General features: G+C 59.6%; 15 protein-coding genes. 9 read left to right on the top strand and 6 right to left on the bottom strand.

The window, feature by feature from the left end; translation table 11 throughout:
- Positions 1-175: 175 nt before the first annotated feature.
- The 4 genes from uxuA to LHU53_RS02495 all read right to left on the bottom strand — a co-directional run bounded on the left by uxuA (position 176) and on the right by LHU53_RS02495 (position 5,374).
- A complete protein-coding gene (gene uxuA / locus LHU53_RS02510) occupies positions 176-1,228 on the bottom strand; it encodes a mannonate dehydratase (RefSeq protein ID WP_227330504.1) in 1,053 nt (350 codons plus the stop codon).
- 33 nt (positions 1,229-1,261) lie between these two features.
- Positions 1,262-2,725: a mannitol dehydrogenase family protein gene (locus LHU53_RS02505; RefSeq protein WP_227330503.1), complete on the bottom strand. Its 1,464-nt coding sequence runs from the start codon at positions 2,723-2,725 to the stop codon at positions 1,262-1,264.
- Positions 2,726-2,761: 36 nt separating this feature from the next.
- The gene (uxaC, locus tag LHU53_RS02500; protein ID WP_227330502.1) at positions 2,762-4,183 is read right to left on the bottom strand and encodes a glucuronate isomerase; all 1,422 of its coding nucleotides are present in this window, start codon (positions 4,181-4,183) and stop codon (positions 2,762-2,764) included.
- Between the two features lie 279 nt (positions 4,184-4,462).
- Positions 4,463-5,374 (bottom strand): LysR family transcriptional regulator, encoded by a 912-nt coding sequence (locus LHU53_RS02495; protein WP_227330501.1) that lies wholly within the window; start codon positions 5,372-5,374, stop codon positions 4,463-4,465.
- A gap of 330 nt (positions 5,375-5,704) precedes the next feature.
- Here LHU53_RS02495 and LHU53_RS02490 point away from each other — a divergent pair, with 330 nt between their 5' ends.
- The 6 genes from LHU53_RS02490 (at position 5,705) to LHU53_RS02465 (ending at position 12,085) form a co-directional block, all read left to right on the top strand.
- Positions 5,705-6,667 carry a TRAP transporter substrate-binding protein gene (locus LHU53_RS02490; protein ID WP_370632201.1) on the top strand — a complete coding sequence of 321 codons (963 nt, stop codon included), beginning with the start codon at positions 5,705-5,707 and terminating at the stop codon, positions 6,665-6,667.
- Positions 6,668-6,739: 72 nt separating this feature from the next.
- Complete coding sequence (locus LHU53_RS02485) at positions 6,740-7,234, top strand: TRAP transporter small permease (protein WP_227330499.1); 495 nt, start codon at positions 6,740-6,742, stop codon at positions 7,232-7,234.
- Positions 7,225-8,583, top strand: a complete 1,359-nt coding sequence (locus LHU53_RS02480; protein ID WP_227330498.1) for a TRAP transporter large permease — start codon at positions 7,225-7,227, stop codon at positions 8,581-8,583. The genes LHU53_RS02485 and LHU53_RS02480 overlap by 10 nt, the downstream gene beginning before the upstream one ends.
- A gap of 95 nt (positions 8,584-8,678) precedes the next feature.
- The gene (locus LHU53_RS02475) at positions 8,679-10,193 is read left to right on the top strand and encodes a UxaA family hydrolase (RefSeq protein ID WP_227330497.1); all 1,515 of its coding nucleotides are present in this window, start codon (positions 8,679-8,681) and stop codon (positions 10,191-10,193) included.
- Between the two features lie 81 nt (positions 10,194-10,274).
- Positions 10,275-10,961, top strand: a complete 687-nt coding sequence (locus tag LHU53_RS02470; protein ID WP_227330496.1) for a bifunctional 4-hydroxy-2-oxoglutarate aldolase/2-dehydro-3-deoxy-phosphogluconate aldolase — start codon at positions 10,275-10,277, stop codon at positions 10,959-10,961.
- Between the two features lie 23 nt (positions 10,962-10,984).
- Positions 10,985-12,085 carry a sugar kinase gene (locus LHU53_RS02465; protein ID WP_227330495.1) on the top strand — a complete coding sequence of 367 codons (1,101 nt, stop codon included), beginning with the start codon at positions 10,985-10,987 and terminating at the stop codon, positions 12,083-12,085.
- Positions 12,086-12,244: 159 nt separating this feature from the next.
- Here LHU53_RS02465 and LHU53_RS02460 read toward each other — a convergent pair whose 3' ends face one another.
- Together LHU53_RS02460 and LHU53_RS02455 are read right to left on the bottom strand one after the other, a co-directional pair.
- The gene (locus tag LHU53_RS02460; RefSeq protein WP_227330494.1) at positions 12,245-13,192 is read right to left on the bottom strand and encodes a sugar kinase; all 948 of its coding nucleotides are present in this window, start codon (positions 13,190-13,192) and stop codon (positions 12,245-12,247) included.
- A 135-nt stretch (positions 13,193-13,327) separates the two neighbouring features.
- Entirely contained in the window at positions 13,328-13,660 is a 333-nt protein-coding gene (locus LHU53_RS02455) for a cupin domain-containing protein (protein ID WP_227330493.1), read from the bottom strand.
- 226 nt (positions 13,661-13,886) lie between these two features.
- Here LHU53_RS02455 and kduI point away from each other — a divergent pair, with 226 nt between their 5' ends.
- The 3 genes from kduI to kdgR all read left to right on the top strand — a co-directional run bounded on the left by kduI (position 13,887) and on the right by kdgR (position 16,480).
- Positions 13,887-14,723, top strand: a complete 837-nt coding sequence (gene kduI, locus LHU53_RS02450) for a 5-dehydro-4-deoxy-D-glucuronate isomerase (protein WP_227330492.1) — start codon at positions 13,887-13,889, stop codon at positions 14,721-14,723.
- A 30-nt stretch (positions 14,724-14,753) separates the two neighbouring features.
- On the top strand, positions 14,754-15,515 hold the full coding sequence (gene kduD / locus LHU53_RS02445; RefSeq protein ID WP_227330491.1) for a 2-dehydro-3-deoxy-D-gluconate 5-dehydrogenase KduD: 762 nt from the start codon (positions 14,754-14,756) through the stop codon (positions 15,513-15,515).
- Between the two features lie 164 nt (positions 15,516-15,679).
- Positions 15,680-16,480 (top strand): DNA-binding transcriptional regulator KdgR, encoded by an 801-nt coding sequence (gene kdgR / locus LHU53_RS02440; protein ID WP_227330490.1) that lies wholly within the window; start codon positions 15,680-15,682, stop codon positions 16,478-16,480.
- Positions 16,481-16,486 lie beyond the last annotated feature (6 nt).

The following is a 16,486-nucleotide window of genomic DNA, read 5'->3' as shown; positions in this document are numbered from 1 at the left end:
GTTTTGACAGGTCTGCTCGGGTGGGTGGCAGTCAGTGCTCAGAGCATCACCCTGCCACCGCACCGAGGTTCATCCAGCAAACATCAGCGCCAACCCCACTGAAGGAAAGGGTTGGCAACTACCCAATGCAAGACCCTGGACAGCGGCAAGCAGCAGCCGTCTCATCCGTCACGGATCACACCTTGGCAGGTGCGTACTTGCTGACCGCTTCCCACAGGCCATTGAGGTACACCGCACCCAGCGCGCGGTCATACAGGCCGTAACCGGGTTTGCCGGTTTCGCCCCAGATCATGCGGCCGTGGTCGGGGCGCACATAACCTTCAAAGCCAATCTCATGGTAGGCCTTGACGATTTCTGCCATGTCCAGCGAGCCGTCGCAAGAGCGGTGGGTCGACTCGTAAAACGTGCCGTCCTCTTCCACCTTGACATTGCGCAGGTGACCAAAATGGATGCGTCCCTGGCCGCCGAATTCGCGCACCAGCGAGGGGATGTTGTTGCACAGGTCGGCGCCCAAAGAGCCGGAACACAGGGTCAGGCCATTGGCAGTGGAGTCCACGATCTTGACCAGGCGAGCCAGGTCGTCGTGGTTCTTGACGATGCGTGGCAAACCAAAGATCGGGCGCGGTGGATCGTCCGGGTGCATGGCCATCTTGATGCCCACTTCTTCGGCCACCGGGATGATGGCTTTGAGGAAGTATTCCAGATTGGCCCACAGGGTCTCTTCGTCCACGGACTTGTACTCGGCCAGCAGGGCCTTGAGCTGTTCGGGCTTGTAGCTGGCGTCCCAGCCCGGCAGGGAAATGCCTTTTTCCGGGTCGATCTTGGCCACCGCTTCGGCATCAAAGGCCAGCGTGAAGGAGCCGTCCGGCAGTTCCTTGGCCATTTCAGTGCGGGTCCAGTCAAACACCGGCATGAAGTTGTAGCAGATCACTTTCACGCCCACCGCTGCGCAGTTGCGGATGTTTTGCTGGAAGTTGGCGATCAGCCGGTCGCGCGTGGGTTTGCCGAGTTTGATGTCTTCATGGGTAGGCACACTTTCGACCACCTCGAATTTCAGGCCCGCGCCTTCGATGCGATCGCGCAGGGCCTGCAGCTTCTCCAGCGGCCAGACCTCGCCCACCGGCACGTCGTAAATGGCGGACACAATGCCGTACATGCCGGGAATCTGCCGGATGTATTCCAGTTTGACCGGGTCGGATTCGCCATACCAGCGGAATGTCATTTTCATGTTGAGTCTCCTTTATATGGGCGGTCAGGCCCGTTAAAACACAATGTGAGTGGCGGTGGCCACGTCCGGGTGGCGGGCCAGGCGTTCGAACCCGGCCAGCAACTCGGCTTTGAAACCGGCATGAACGCGCAGGTCGGTACCAAAGATCTTCTCGATGGACAGCAACTGGTCCACCAGCACAGCAGGTTCGGTGCTGGAACGAGCCTTCGCCAGAATGTCGGCAGAGAGCGGGTCGTTGAGCACCGCGTCCGGGGTGTAAGCGGTCTTCACCACGAAGTGCATCCAGGCGGCAATGGCGGTGGCGATCGTCGGCGAGGCCAGGCCCTTGGCCTGACGATCCCGCAGCGGGGCCAGCAGGCGTTGCGGCAGTTTTTGCGAACCATCGGAGGCAATTTGGGCGGTACGGTGTTTGAGCGCCGGGTTGCGGAAACGCTGCTTCAGGCTCTCCACGTATTCAGCCGGGTTGACGCCTTTGGGCGCGTGCAACACCTCGCGGATTTCAACCCACAGCGGGTCGAGGATGTCGGTGATCAGCGGCATCTGCATGGCATCGGCCACCGTTTCACGGCCGGTCAGTTGGCCCAGGTAGGCCAGCGTGGAGTGCGAACCGTTGAGGCAGCGCAGCTTCATGTTCTCCCAGCACTCAATCTCGTCCGAGAAGATGGCGCCACCGATGGTCCAGTCCGGGCGGCCCATGGTGAACTGGTCTTCGATGACCCATTGCACAAACTGCTCGGTGACCACCGGCCAGGCGTCGTCCATGCCAATGACATCGGTGACGTGGGCGCGGTCGGCGTCGGTGGTGGCGGGGGTGATGCGGTCCACCATGGTGCACGGGAAGGTCACGTTGGCCTCAATCCAGGTGGCCAGACCCGCATCCACTTCACGCGCAAAGGCCAGCACGGCGGCCTTGGCCAAAATGCCGTTGTTGGGCAGGTTGTCGCAGCTGAGCACGGTGAACGGCGTGATGCCCGTCGCGCGGCGCACCTTGAGCGCCTGCACGATCAGGCCAAGCACGGTTTTCGGGGTAGCCGGTGCAGCCAGGTCGGCGGCGATGGCGGGCGCCTGCAGTTGCAGCTTGCCGGTGGCCGGGTCCAGGTAGTAGCCCTTCTCAGTCACGGTGATGCTGACGATGCGGGTGCTGACGTCACTCATCTTGGCCAGCAGCTTGCCGGCATCTTCAGCACCGCCCAGCACGTCGATGATCGAACCGATGACTTTGACCTTCTCGGAGTCGGCACCCATCTCGGCCAGCGTGTAAAGAAAGTCTTGAGGCGCCAGCGCATTTTTCATGTCGGCCGAAATCACCCCGGCACCCACAATGCCCCAGGCCAGATCACCCGAGGCCAACACAGCGTCGGTGAACATGGCTTGGTGTGCGCGGTGGAAGGCGCCAATGCCCAGATGCACGATCGATCCCACAACCTGGCTGCGGTCATAGGCAGGCTTGACCACTGTGGTCGGCAAATGGGCAAGGTTCTCTTGGTTAAGACGCATAGTGTTTGTTTCCATGGTTTCGGTTGCAGGAGGCACTTATTCGGTCACGCCGGGAATGGCAAAGTACTGTTGGGCGTTACGGTAGCTGATGTCTTGCACCATGTTGCCAAAGGTGTCAAAGTCAGGCGGGATCTCGCCGTTTTCCATCCAGCCACCGACCAGCGCGCACAACACGCGGCGGAAATACTCATGCCGCGGAAAGGACAAAAAGCTGCGCGAATCGGTCAACATGCCGACAAAACGCGACAACAGGCCGAGGTTGCCCAAGCTCACCATCTGGCTGCGCATGCCCTCAATGTGGTCGTTGAACCACCAGGCCGAACCCATCTGGATCTTGCCGGGGCTGGATCCGTCCTGGAAGCAGCCCATCACCGTGCCCAGCACGGCCAGGTCGTTCGGGTTGAGCGAATAGAGGATGGTTTTGGGCAGCAAGCCTTCGCTTTGCAGCGCGTTCATGAAGGCGCCGAGCTTGCTGGCAATCTGCTCGTCATTCACCGCGTCGTACCCGGTGTCGGGGCCAAGCTGGTTGAACATCTGCGTGTTGAGGTTGCGCACCGCGGCCAGATGCAACTGCATCGCCCAGCCACGCTTGGCATTCATGCGGCCCACGTCCAGCAGCACGGCGGTCTTGTAGGCATCCGCCTCAGCGGTCGTCAAGGGGGTGCCGCCCAACAACTTGGCAAAGATGGCTTCGAGCGCCTGCGGCGTGCTAAACGTGGCAAAAGGTGCAGCCAGACCGTGATCGGAAGCACGGCAACCCAGGCTGTGAAACACGGCGTGGCGGGCATCCAGCGCGACAATCAGCGACTGGTAAGAGCCAATTGCCACGTCAGCACGGGCGCTCAGCTTGTTGATATAGGCTTGCCAAGTGGGCAAATCATCCGTAGCCAAGGCGCGGTCAGGCCGGAAGCTGGGCACCATCACCGGCTCACCCGGTTGACGCACGGCGGCGTAGCTTATATGGTGTTCCAGCGAGTCAGCCGGGTCATCGGTGGTGCCCACAGCGCGCACATTCATGCGCATCAGCAGGGAGCGGGCGCCAAATTCGGGCAGCACGATCTGGGCGTTGCAGGCTTCCCAGATGGCCGGTGCGGTTTTTTCAGACAGGGCTTCATGGATGCCGAAATAGCGCTGCAACTCCAGGTGCGTCCAGTGGTACAGCGGGTTGCCCACCAGCCGTGGCACGGTTTGCGCCCAGGCCAGAAAGGTGCGGTAGTCGGCTTCATGGCCGGTGATGTCGGCCTCAGGCACGCCGTTGGAGCGCATGGCGCGCCATTTGTAATGATCACCACCCAACCAGGCGTGCGCCAGGTTGCGGAAGTTGGTGTTGCCGGCAATGTCGGCCGGTGGCAGGTGGCAGTGGTAGTCAAGAATCGGCATCTGCGCTGCGTAGTCATGAAACAGACGCCTGGCGCAGTCGTCGGGCAGGAGAAAGTCGGCATTCATAAAAGGTTTCATGGATTCGCTCTGGTTTGGCGCGGCTTGACGAAACATCAAACTGCATTCGGTGTCTTTGACGAGATGCAACTCTACATCAAACAGAAACCGATTTCAATAAAAATTAAAACAATGTTTTGATTAAATGGAACCCGGGATTCAGAATGAAAACACCCCACCGCCAGCGAGGCTGACAGAAGGCTGGCATGTCATGCCGGATGGGCATGAGGACACCGGATCAACGGCGCCTGTCACGCAGAAAAAATTCTAGGGGCCGGTGTGCCGTGCAGTCCAATGTTGTTAGGACATGCCGTGATACCCGCAAGGTATTGGGTGCTGTTGCTTGAAGTCCTGGATGCACCCCAGCAACGCAGCCAACAGCGGTGACTGTTCATCTTTGCGGTAGACCCCATGCAGGTCAATCGTTGACTGGATGTCCGGTGCCAGCGGCCGAAACACCACGTCGGGCAAATTGAGGTTGAGCACCGACGCCGGCACCAGGGCGCTGCCAAACCCCCCGGACACCATGACCACGGCGGCAATCATGTCGGCGGCCTTGTGAACGATCAACGGGTTGAAACTTTGCAACCTGAACAACTTTTGACTGGCAAAAAAGACGCTGGGGTCTTGCTCACCAATCAGGGGTTCACCCTGGAGATCGTCCAGGGTGATGCAAGGCTTGAAGGCCAGCGGATTGCGTTGGTTGACGGCCATCCACAGCGGCTCCTGGCTGATCAGCTCGTGATGCAGGTCGGGCGACTCCGGGAAATAGCGGTCAAACGCGATCAGGATGCGCCCTTGCTGCAGGGCCTCCATTTGACGATGTTTGGGCGCGTTGTGCAGCACGACATTGACGTGCGGGCGGGCCTGTGAGAACGCACTCAGGATGCGCGGAATGATGTCGAGCATGGCCGAGCCAAACACGCCGATGTCCATGCGGCCTTCCATGCCATGAGCCACGCGCCGGATCTGTTCGGTCGCCAGTTCGACGTGCGCGCTGATGTTGTACGCGTGCGCCAGCAGCGCCGTGCCAGCCTGCGTCAGCTCCACGCCGGCGCTGGTGCGCTTGAACAACTGCACGCCCAGCGCCTCTTCGAGCGACTGGATATGCCGCGTCAAGGGAGGCTGTGTGATGTGCAGGCGCTCTGCCGCCCGACCGATATTGCGCTCCTCGGCGGTGACGATGAAATATTTAAGCCGACGGATGTCCAAGTTGAACCCTTCTATGAAATGGCTTGCAACGGGGCATGCTACGCAATCTGATGGCAAGCCACCGACCTCACGTCGATGTCCTCAGGGTATCAACGCATACCCGAACAGCATTGGACCGCATGGATGGGTCGACTCTAGAATTTTCTGAGCATCAAATCGCTCAAAGCGGCCGCCATTAAAAAATGGAAATATGTTTCAAAAATTATTGAGCGCCGTTTAAATTAAGCGTATATTCGCCCTACTTGCTGCGGAAGCTAGGGCCCCCTGGTAAGTGTGTTCAGTGGCGTATTCTTGTTTATTCCTATCAAAGAGGCAATTATGAAAAGCAATATGAAAAAGGTTTTGGCGGTGGCTATGGCTTGCGCTCTCGCAGTCGGCAGCGCTGTGGCACGTGACTTCCGTTCAGCAGATGTGCATCCGCAGGACTACCCCACAGTGATGACTGTCAAGAAAATCGGCGAGATCATCAGCCAGAAGACCGGTGGCAAGTACAACGTCAAGGTGTTTGGCAACAGCTCGTTGGGCTCTGAGAAAGACACGGTTGAACAAGTCAAGATTGGCGCGCTGGACATGGTTCGCGTCAGCACGGCAGCTTTCCACGGCATCGTGCCTGAGACGATGGTGCCTTCTTTCCCCTTCATTTTCCGTGACATCAAACACTTCCGCGCCTCGATGAACGGCCCTGCCGGTGACGACATTCTGGCCGCTTTGGACAAGGCTGGTTTCGTTGGTTTGGCGCTGTGGGAATCTGGTGCCCGTTCGATTTACGCCAAAAAGCCGGTGCGCAACCTGGCCGATGTCAAAGGCATGAAGATCCGTGTGCAGCAGTCCGACCTGTGGGTCAGCCTGGCCCAAGCCATGGGCGCCAACCCCACACCGATCCCGATGGCCGAGGTCTACACCGCGCTGAAAACCGGCCTGGTGGATGCCGCTGAAAACAACTACCCGTCGTACGAGACCGCCAAGCACTACGAAGCCGCCCCGGTGTACAGCGAAACCCAGCACGTGATGTCACCTGAAGTGCTGATTTTCTCGAAGAAGGTCTGGGACACCCTGACCCCAGAAGAGCACAAAATCATCCGCGACGCCGTCAAGGAGACCATTCCTTACTACATTGACCTGTGGACCAAAAAGGAACAGCTCTCCAAAGACGCTGCCAAGAAAGCTGGCGCCACGTTTGTGGACAACGTCAACAAAGCCGAATTCGTGACCGTGATGAAGCCTGTCTGGGACAAGTTCTCTCCGACTCCTGAGTTGAAGGCTTTGGTTCAGAAGATCGTCAACACCAAGTAAGTTAAACGCAACGGTTTGACGGTATCGCCCGAAGGTGTGCTAACGCTTTCGGGCTTTTTTTGGAGCGAAACAATGAAATGGCTGACTTGGCTGAATTCGCGGTTGTCACGATGGGCGTTATATGTCTCCGTGGCGTGTCTGATCGGAATCGTCGGCGTGGTATTCGGTTCGGTGATCTGGCGCTATGCGCTCAACGACGCGCCTGCGTGGTCTGAGCAAGTGGCGCTGATATTGGTGATCAATGTGGCCATGTTTGGCGCGGCCGCTGGCGTGCGTGATGAAGGGCATATTGGCATGGAATCCCTGATGGGCTTGCTGCCACCTAAATTTCAGTTCTGGGGAGGCAATCTGGTGGGGCTGATCACGATTGTGTTTGGTGCCTTTCTGACTTGGGGGACTTGGACCATGGCCATGTCGGTCTGGACGAATGTGATCCCCACCCTGGGCATCTCGGAGGCCTTTCGCTACTTGCCATGCGTGGTGGCGGGTGTACTGATCATTCTGTTTTCCATTGAGCATCTGATTGCGATGTCTACCGACAAGAAAGTGATTCCATCATGGCACTGACCGTTCTTTGCATCAGTTTTCTGGTGTTTCTGCTGCTGGGGGTGCCGGTGGCTTTCTCGATCGCGTTGAGTTGCATCGCGACCTATTGGGCCGAAGGGTTTCCGCTGGAGCTGGCTTTTCAGAACATGATTTCAGGGATGAACGTGTTTTCGTTCCTGGCCATTCCGTTCTTCATTTTTTCGGGCGAACTGATGTTGCATGGCGGCATTGCTGACAAGATCGTCAACTTTGCCCGCAACATGATCGGCCACCGTCGCGGCGGCCTGGGCATGGCCAATGTGGTCGCCTGCACGCTGTTTGGCGGCGTCTCAGGTTCACCTGTTGCCGACGTATCGGCGATGGGCGGCGTGATGATCCCGATGATGAAAAAAGAAGGTTACAGCGCTGACTATGCCGTCAACGTGACGACCCACGCCTCCCTGTGCGGCGCCTTGATGCCCACCTCACACAACCTGATCATTTACGCCTTTGCCGCATCAAGCAGCAGCGGCTTGCTGGCGGGTCACAACGTGATGGTGAAAGGTGTCTCCATTGGCGAACTGATGTTTGCCGGCTTGTTGCCGGTGCTGGTGCTGATGGTCTGCATGCTGTTTGCCGCTTACTGGGTGGCCAAAAAAGAAGGCTACCCGATTCGCCCTGACGGCAGCAGCACACTGGACAAGTTTGCAGGCTGGAACGCGGTGATTACCTCGGGTGTGGCCGCGTTGCCGGGCATGTTTGTGGTGGTGATCATCCTGGGGTGCATCATCATGGGCATCACCACCGCCACCGAAGCGGCTGGTATTGCGGTGGTGTACTCCCTGCTCCTGACCTTTGTGGGCTACCGCACCATGAGCTGGGCCAAACTCATGAAAGCCGGCGCCAAGGCAGCCAAAACCACGGGCGTGGTGCTGCTGCTGATTGGCGTGTCGACCATGTTCCAGTACATCATGACGATTCTGGAGATTCCCGACAAAACGGCTCAGTTGCTGCTTAGCGCCACCACCGACCCGCTGGTGATGTTCTTGCTCATCAACCTGATCCTGTTCCTGCTGGGCACCTTCATGGACATGGCCTCGACCATCCTGATCTGCACACCGCTGTTTTTGCCGCTGGCCATCCAGATGGGCATGGGGCCGGTGCAGTTTGGCATCGTGATGCTGCTGAACTGTGCCCTGGGGCTCAACACACCGCCGGTTGGCACCACCCAGTTTGTGGGGTGTGCCATTGGCGATGTCTCGGTCGAACAGGTCATGAAAAGTATCTTGCCGTTTTATGGTGCCCTGTTCGTCGTGATGGTGGTCGTGACCTATTTCCCTGCGTTTTCGACCTGGATTCCCAGCCTGATCAAAGGTTCACCCGTTTACTAAGCGGGTACACGAGCCCGACCTGATCCGGGTTGGGCTCTCTTTCACGATTTAGAACCCGCTGCAACACATCGCAGCGGGACTTGATGGAGTCATCCATGACGCAATCTTCCGTTATCCGTTTGCACGCCAACGACGATGTGCTGATCGCCACGCAGCAAATGCTGCCTGGCAGCTCGCTGCTGTCAGACCACCTGGTGGTGCGCGACCTGATCCCCCCCGGCCACAAGCTGGCTGCCCGCGACATCGCAGCGGGCGCTGCGGTCCGGCGCTACGACCAGATCATCGGCTTTGCCAAGGTCAACATCGCGGCCGGTCAGCATGTGCACTCCCACAACCTGGGCATGGGCGAGTTCGAGCGGGATTACGGCATTGGCCAGGGCGTGCGTGAGCTGCCCAAGGCCGAGCACCCTGCCACCTTCATGGGCTACAAACGCCCCAACGGCAAGGTCGGCACGCGCAACTACATCGCCATCATTGCCTCGGTGAATTGTTCGGCCACGGTGGTACGCGCCATCGCCAGCCACTTCAGCCAAGAGCGGCTGGCCGCCTACCCTCATATTGACGGCGTGATCGCGCTGCCGCACCCGCTGGGCTGCGGCATGGGCGTGGTCAGTGAAGGCATGGACATCCTGCGCCGCACCATGGTGGGGTATGCCCGCCACCCCAACTTTGCCGGGGTGCTGTTTGTGGGCTTGGGTTGCGAGCAGAACCAGATTGCCCCCCTGATCGACATGATTGGCGCCCACGAGGAAGGCATGCTGCAAAAGCTGGTGATGCAGGCCGAGGGCGGCACCACCGCAGCTATCAAGAAAGGCATCAGCCTGGTGACCGACATGCTCGAGCGCGCCAACACCTACCAGCGTGAGCCGGTATCGGTCAGCCACCTGATTGTGGGTTTGAACTGCGGCGGCTCCGATGGTTATTCCGGCATCACCGCCAACCCGGCGCTGGGCGGCGCCTCGGACCTGCTGGTGGCGCACGGTGGCACCACCATCCTGTCGGAAACGCCTGAGATTTACGGTGCCGAACACCTGCTGACACGCCGCGCCGCCAGCCCCGAAATCGCCCAGAAGCTGATCGACCGCATCAGCTGGTGGAAAGACTACACCACCCGCAACGGCAACCAGATGGACAACAACCCGTCGGTGGGCAACAAGGCCGGCGGCTTAACCACCATCCTGGAAAAGTCTCTGGGCGCGGTGGCCAAAGGTGGCACCAGCACCCTCAACGGCGTCTACAACTATGCCGAGCCGATCGAGGCCAAGGGCTTTGTGTATATGGACACCCCCGGTTACGACCCGGTGTCGGCCACCGGCCAGGCGGCAGGTGGTGCGCAGGTGATCTGCTTCACCACGGGGCGCGGTTCGGCGTTTGGCTGCGCGGGGGTGCCCACCATCAAGCTGGCCACCAACAACGCCCTGTTCGAGCGCATGGGTGATGACATGGATGTCAACTGCGGCGACCTGATCACCGGCACACCGATGCCCGAGATCAGCCAACGCATCTTCGACGCCATCATTCGCCACGCCTCGGGCGAGAAGGTGCGCAGTGAAGAACTGGGCTACGGCAATGACGAATTTTTGCCGTGGCAAGTGGGCGCGGTGATGTAGTCCGTGAATCGATGACGCCGGTCTCGCCTCTGTGAAGGTGGCCGGTTTTTTTTGACAAACCGTTTTTTTAGGAGCGTGAACATGGCAGCAAAAGATCGTATGGCAGTCCTTTCGGCAATGATGGATCAAAGCATCATTCCGGTTTTTTATCACCCTGACGTGGAGCTCTGCATCAACGTCATCCAGGCCTGCGCCAACGCCGGCGCCAAGTGTGTCGAGTTCACCAACCGTGGTGACTTCGCGGCCCAGGTGTTCCTGGATGTGACGCGTCACTTTGCCAAGGCCGACCCGTCGGTGATCATGGGCGTGGGCTCGATCGTGGATGCACCCACGGCTGGCCTGTTCATCGCCAACGGCGCCAAGTTTGTGGTGGGCCCGCTGCTCAACGCCGACGTAGCCAAGGTCTGCAACCGCCGCGGCATTCCCTACAGCCCCGGCTGCGGCTCGGCCACCGAGATTGGTGACGCGCAAGAGCTGGGCGTGGAAATCGTCAAGGTGTTCCCCGGCTCCAGCGTGGGCGGCCCCGACTTTGTCAAGAGCGTGATGGGCCCGATGCCCTGGACCCGCATCATGCCCACTGGCGGTGTCGAGCCGACCGAAGAGTCACTGCGCAAATGGTTTGGCGCCGGCATCGTGGCTTGCGGCATTGGCTCCAACATGATCACCAAAAAGCTGCTCGATGCCAAGGATTACAAAGGCATTGAAGAGAACGTGCGCAAGACGGTCCAACTGGCCGCCACCATCAAGGCCGAGCTGGCCGCCAAATAACCTGCTGAGAAGGAGTTACACACATGTCTGCACTCATCATCAAATCCGCGGCTGAAACCAAATGGGACTGCGCTTCGTTCGGCGAAGTCATGCTGCGCTTCGACCCCGGCTTTGGCCGTGTGCGCAATGCCCGCAGCTTCCAGGTCTGGGAAGGCGGCGGTGAATACAACGTGGCCCGCGCCATGCGCAAATGCTGGGGCAAACGCTCTGCCGTGGTCACGGCTTTGCCGAAGAACGACCTAGGCTGGCTGGTGGAAGACCTGATCATGCAAGGCGGCGTGGACATGAGCCACCTGATCTGGCGTGATTTTGACGGTCTGGGCAAAAACACCCGCGTCGGCCTGAACTTCACTGAAAAAGGTTTTGGCATCCGCCCGGCGCTGGGTTGCTCGGACCGCGGTCACACCGCCGCCTCGCAAATCCGCCCCGGTGAAGTCAACTGGGAAAAGCTGTTTGGCGAAGAAGGTGTGCGCTGGTTCCATACCGGTGGCATTTTTGCCGCGCTGGCCAGCAACACCGCTGAAGCCGTGATCGAAGCCGTGGAAGTGGCCAAGAAGTACGGCACCGTGGTGGCGTATGACCTGAACTACCGCGCCTCGTTGTGGAAGAGCCAGGGCGGCAAGGAAGGCGCACAACGCGTCAACCGCGAAATCGCCAAGTATGTGGACGTGATGATCGGCAACGAAGAAGACTTCACCGCCTGCTTAGGGTTTGAAGTGGAAGGCGCTGACGAACACCTGACCCACATCGAAACCGACAGCTTCAAGAAGATGATCCAGGCCGCTGTGGCTGCCTTCCCCAACTTCAAGGTGGCTGCCACCACCCTGCGCAAGGCCACCACCGCCACGCTGAACGACTGGTCTGCCCTGCTGTATTACGAAGGCCAGTTGTACCAGTCGATGAAACGCGACAACCTGGAAATTTACGACCGCGTCGGCGGTGGCGACGGTTTTGCCTCCGGTTTGGCCTATGGCTTCATGGAAGGCAAAGGCCCGCAAGCTGCCGTGGAATACGGCGCAGCCCACGGCGCGTTGGCCATGACCACGCCGGGCGACACCTCGATGGTGCGGGTGGAAGAAGTGGAAGCCGCCATGAAGGGCAAAGGCGCCCGCGTGATCCGCTGATCGACATGACCGCCAGGGCAAGATGCCATGGCGGTCGGCGCCACTGGCGCTGAAAAAAACCAAAGGCAGCCTCGGCTGCCTTTGGTTTGGGCTGGCAGGGCGCCAGGCCTCGCCCGGGTTGACCTGTCGCCAGACCGGGTTGGCCTGGCGGCTGGCGCCTTAAGGTTTGGCTGCAGGCATGACGGATTTCAGAAACTCGGCCACCCGCGCCTCGGTGGGCAGCGGTGCCACGGCGCCATAACCCTGGGTGGACAAAGCTGCCGAAGCAACCGCCCAGCGGGCGCTGGTGAACACATCCTCACCACGGGCACGGCGGGCCAGGTAGGCGCCGTTGAAGCAGTCGCCTGCGCCGGTGGCATCCACGGCCTTGACCGGGAACGCGGCGATTTTCTGGATCTGCTGGCCATCTGACACCAGCACACCTTCGATGCCCATCTTCATGACCACCACCTTGGTGCCCTGTTGGTGCGCCCAGGCGATCAGGTCTTCCGCCTTGTGCAGGCCGGAGAGTTTGGACAGCTCTTCAAAGCCCGGCAAAAATTCGTCTGCTGAGGCGATGGTTTCAATCACCACCGACCGGGCGTCCTCCAGGGACCACAAGGCAGAGCGCAAGTTGGGGTCATACGACACACGGGCACCGGCTGAGCGCGCCATGGCGATGGCGGCAGCCACCGTGCGGCTGGCATTAACGCTGATGGCCTGGCTGATGCCTGTGACGTGCAGGTACTTGGTGTTGCCAATCAGGGCGGGTGACAGGTCTTCAGGCCGCATGCCACTGGCGGCCGACCCTTTGCGCAAATAAGAAAAATGGTGGCCATCGGCGTCATGGCGCACAAAATACACGCCGGTCGGGGCATCTTTGTGCACATGCACCGCGCTGACATCCACCCCCTCGGATTTCCAGAGCGCCAGGCACATGTCACCCAGCGCATCGCTGCCCACCAGCGACACATAGGCGCAACGCGCGCCTTGGCGGGCCGCCGCGATGGTGGTGTTGGAGGTGTCGCCACCAAACCCCTGCAGGTACATGCGGCCATCACCTTGCGGGATCTGGTTGAACTCCACCATGGCCTCGCCCAGTGCCACCACGTCATATTGCTGCTTCATGTCAGGTCTCCTGTTGGTTTGTACTTGCGCGGCCAGCCTTGACGCGTTGGCGTCTTCAGTCAGCGTGACCACCCATCTCTTGCTTCACTGTCATGGCACCCGGACCACCCCGAACCATGACCTCAGGCTGTCACGTTAAAGGAAATCATCGCGACGCGGTGAAAACTGGTCCAGCAGGATGCTGCCCGGCTCCAGCGCCACCACACCATGCCACACCTGGCGCGGCGCCACAAAGGCATCGCCCGCTTTCACAATGCGCTTGTCACCCGCCACATCCACCTCGAACGACCCCGCCACACAGAACGCAATCTGATCATGCGCATCGTGCGCGTGTGCGGTACCGATGGCGCCTTTGTCGAATTGCACCATCACCGACATCAGATCGGCCGTGTGACCCACGATTTTTCGGCGAATGCCATCGCCCAGCTCGGTCCAAGGGGTATGGGTGTTGTCAAAGTAGTGTTCCATGGCAGTGCTCAGAGTGGTTGAAAAGGCAACGATACAAAGAAAAAACGATCACGTCGGGACAAGACGTTCACGATAATGTATCATTCCTCAAACATTTTGAAACGCTGGTTCAAAAATTAGTAACCATATTTCAAAAAATGTTGTAAATTGCGACTTGTCAGTGACACGCCCTGTCGCCAACCCGAACAACCCCGTGCCAAAAAGGCCACAACCCGAGAGATACACCATGGAAATTCGCCAACCCATCCACAGCGATCACGTCCGCACTCTTGACACCGAAGGCCTGCGTCGGCACTTTTTGGTCGACGGCTTGTTCAAGGCCGACGAAGCCACCCTGACCTACAGCCAGATCGACCGCATCATCGTTGGCGGCATCATGCCGGTGACAAAAGCCGTGAGCTTTTCACCCGAGCTGGGTCGCTTCACCGGCACCGACTTTTTCCTGCAACGCCGCGAACTCGGCCTGATCAATATCGGCGGGGCCGCCCGTGTGGTGGTGGACGACCAGACCTTTGAGGTTGGCCCGCGTGAGGCGCTGTATGTCGGCCAGGGCACGCAAAAGCTGGAGTTCACCAGCGTCGATGCTGCGCAACCTGCCAAGCTGTATTTCAACTGCGCACCGGCCCACACCAGCTACCCAACCCGCAAGGTCACCCAGGCCCAAGCCTCCCCCGAAACGCTGGGCGCACCGGAAACCAGCAACCGCCGCACCATCTACAAATACTTGGTGCCCGATGTGTTGCCCACCTGCCAACTCTCGATGGGCCTGACCCAACTGGAGCCGGGCAACATGTGGAACACCATGCCGACCCACACCCATGACCGCCGCATGGAGGTGTATTTCTACTTTGACATGAACGAAAACGCCGCCGTGTTCCACATGATGGGCGAACCCACCCAGACGCGCCACATCGTGATGCGCAACGAGCAGGCCGTCATCAGCCCGAGCTGGTCCATCCACTCCGGCGTGGGCACCCAGGCTTACACCTTCATCTGGGGCATGGTTGGCGAAAACCAGGTCTTCAAGGACATGGACCACGTGCCCATGGCCGCGCTGCGTTAAACACTCCCACTCAACACCCAGAGGTACCCCATGATTTTGGACAACTTCAAACTCGATGGCCGCGTTGCCATCGTCACCGGCTGCAACACCGGCCTCGGTCAAGGCATGGCCCTGGCACTGGCTCAGGCCGGCGCCGACATCGTTGGCGTCAATGTGGCCGCACCGGACGACACCCGGGCGCTGATCGAAGCCACCGGCCGCCGTTTTCTGGACCTGCGTGCCAACCTGTCGGATGTCAGCAGCATTGAAGGCCTGGTGACCCAGGCGCTGGGCTTGAGCGGCAGCGTCGACATTCTGGTGAACAACGCCGGCATCATCCGCCGTGAAGACGCCATCAACTTCACCGAGAAAGACTGGGACGACGTGGTCGACCTGAACCTCAAGTCGGTGTTTTTCTTCTCGCAAGCCGTGGCGCGCCAGTTCATTGCCCAGGGCAAAGGCGGCAAGATCATCAACGTGGCGTCGATGCTGTCTTACCAAGGCGGTGTGCGGGTGCCGTCTTACACCGCTTCCAAGAGCGGTGTGATGGGCATCACCCGGGCGCTGGCCAATGAATGGGCCAAACACGGCATCAATGTCAACGCCATCGCCCCCGGCTACATGGCCACCGACAACACCACCGCCCTGCGCGCCGATGAAGCCCGCAACGCCGCCATTCTGGAGCGCATCCCGGCAGGCCGCTGGGGTGTTCCGGCCGACATGGCCGGCCCGGTGGTGTTTTTGGCGTCCGACGCGGCCAACTACGTCAACGGTTACACCGTGGCGGTGGATGGAGGCTGGCTGGCACGTTAAGTGCATCGTCTGCCCCAAACCGTCCACAGGGACATCGCCATTCCATCAGCTGATCTTCCAACGAGGTGACATCGAACGCTTGGTCCGCCTGACCCCCGTGTCAGGCAGTTTCATCAGCCAATGGGAATATAATTTGAAACACACTTCCAGGGAAATCAAAACAAATGGCTGATGAATCTTATGATGTCAAGCAACCGGAATCGGTTGCTGCGGTGCTGAAGGTTTTTGCATTGTTGCAAGCCCTGGCAGAAAACAACGAAACCGGTATCTCCGACCTGTCGGTACGCCTGGCGATGCCCAAGGCCACGGTCTACCGGTTTTTGCAGACGATGATGACGGTGGGTTACGTCCGCCAGGAAAAAGACAGCGAACGTTACGGCCTGACCATGAAAATGTTCGAGCTGGGCACCAAGGCGCTGCAGTTCCCCGACCTGGTTGACCTGGCCAAGAACCACATGCAGATGATGGCCGACCTGACCGGCGAAACCGTGCACCTGGGCACGCTGATCGACAGCGAAATCATCTACCTGCACAAAGTCGATTCCCGCCACACGCTGGGCATGTACTCACGCGTCGGTCGCCGCGCGCCCCTGCATTGCACCGCCATCGGCAAGGTGTTGATGGCCTGGGAAGACCCCGAGCGGCGCGACCGCGTGTTGAAGGGTTGCGACTTCAAACGTTACCGCGACAAAACCATCGTCAACGCCGAAGCGTTCGTGACTGAACTGGCACAGGTCAAAGCCCAAGCTTACGGCGAAGACCGCGAAGAATTCGACGACCACATCCGTTGCCTGGGTGTGCCGATTTTTGACCGCCTGAACCGGCCCATTGCCGGATTCAGCATCTCGTTCCCAACCTTCCGCTACGACGATGCCAAACGGCCCGAAGTAGTCGCCATGCTGCAGGCGGCCTCCAAAGACATCTCCGCGCAACTGGGCTGCACCAGCTTCCCGCTGGACCAATAGACTGCG

The sequence above is a fragment of the Rhodoferax sp. U2-2l genome, assembly GCF_020594515.1.
Taxonomy (GTDB): Bacteria; Pseudomonadota; Gammaproteobacteria; order Burkholderiales; family Burkholderiaceae_C; genus Rhodoferax.
Note: the sequence above shows the minus strand (reverse complement) of the source record. Positions and strands in the feature narration are given on the sequence as shown.

Coding starts and splice junctions, on each gene's coding strand:
- uxuA (WP_227330504.1), bottom strand. CDS start 1,228: ATGAAAATGACATTCCGCTGGTATGGCGAATCCGACCCGGTCAAACTG.
- LHU53_RS02505 (WP_227330503.1), bottom strand. CDS start 2,725: ATGCGTCTTAACCAAGAGAACCTTGCCCATTTGCCGACCACAGTGGTC.
- uxaC (WP_227330502.1), bottom strand. CDS start 4,183: ATGAAACCTTTTATGAATGCCGACTTTCTCCTGCCCGACGACTGCGCC.
- LHU53_RS02490 (WP_370632201.1), top strand. CDS start 5,705: ATGAAAAAGGTTTTGGCGGTGGCTATGGCTTGCGCTCTCGCAGTCGGC.
- LHU53_RS02485 (WP_227330499.1), top strand. CDS start 6,740: ATGAAATGGCTGACTTGGCTGAATTCGCGGTTGTCACGATGGGCGTTA.
- LHU53_RS02480 (WP_227330498.1), top strand. CDS start 7,225: ATGGCACTGACCGTTCTTTGCATCAGTTTTCTGGTGTTTCTGCTGCTG.
- LHU53_RS02475 (WP_227330497.1), top strand. CDS start 8,679: ATGACGCAATCTTCCGTTATCCGTTTGCACGCCAACGACGATGTGCTG.
- LHU53_RS02470 (WP_227330496.1), top strand. CDS start 10,275: ATGGCAGCAAAAGATCGTATGGCAGTCCTTTCGGCAATGATGGATCAA.
- LHU53_RS02465 (WP_227330495.1), top strand. CDS start 10,985: ATGTCTGCACTCATCATCAAATCCGCGGCTGAAACCAAATGGGACTGC.
- LHU53_RS02460 (WP_227330494.1), bottom strand. CDS start 13,192: ATGAAGCAGCAATATGACGTGGTGGCACTGGGCGAGGCCATGGTGGAG.
- LHU53_RS02455 (WP_227330493.1), bottom strand. CDS start 13,660: ATGGAACACTACTTTGACAACACCCATACCCCTTGGACCGAGCTGGGC.
- kduI (WP_227330492.1), top strand. CDS start 13,887: ATGGAAATTCGCCAACCCATCCACAGCGATCACGTCCGCACTCTTGAC.
- kduD (WP_227330491.1), top strand. CDS start 14,754: ATGATTTTGGACAACTTCAAACTCGATGGCCGCGTTGCCATCGTCACC.
- kdgR (WP_227330490.1), top strand. CDS start 15,680: ATGGCTGATGAATCTTATGATGTCAAGCAACCGGAATCGGTTGCTGCG.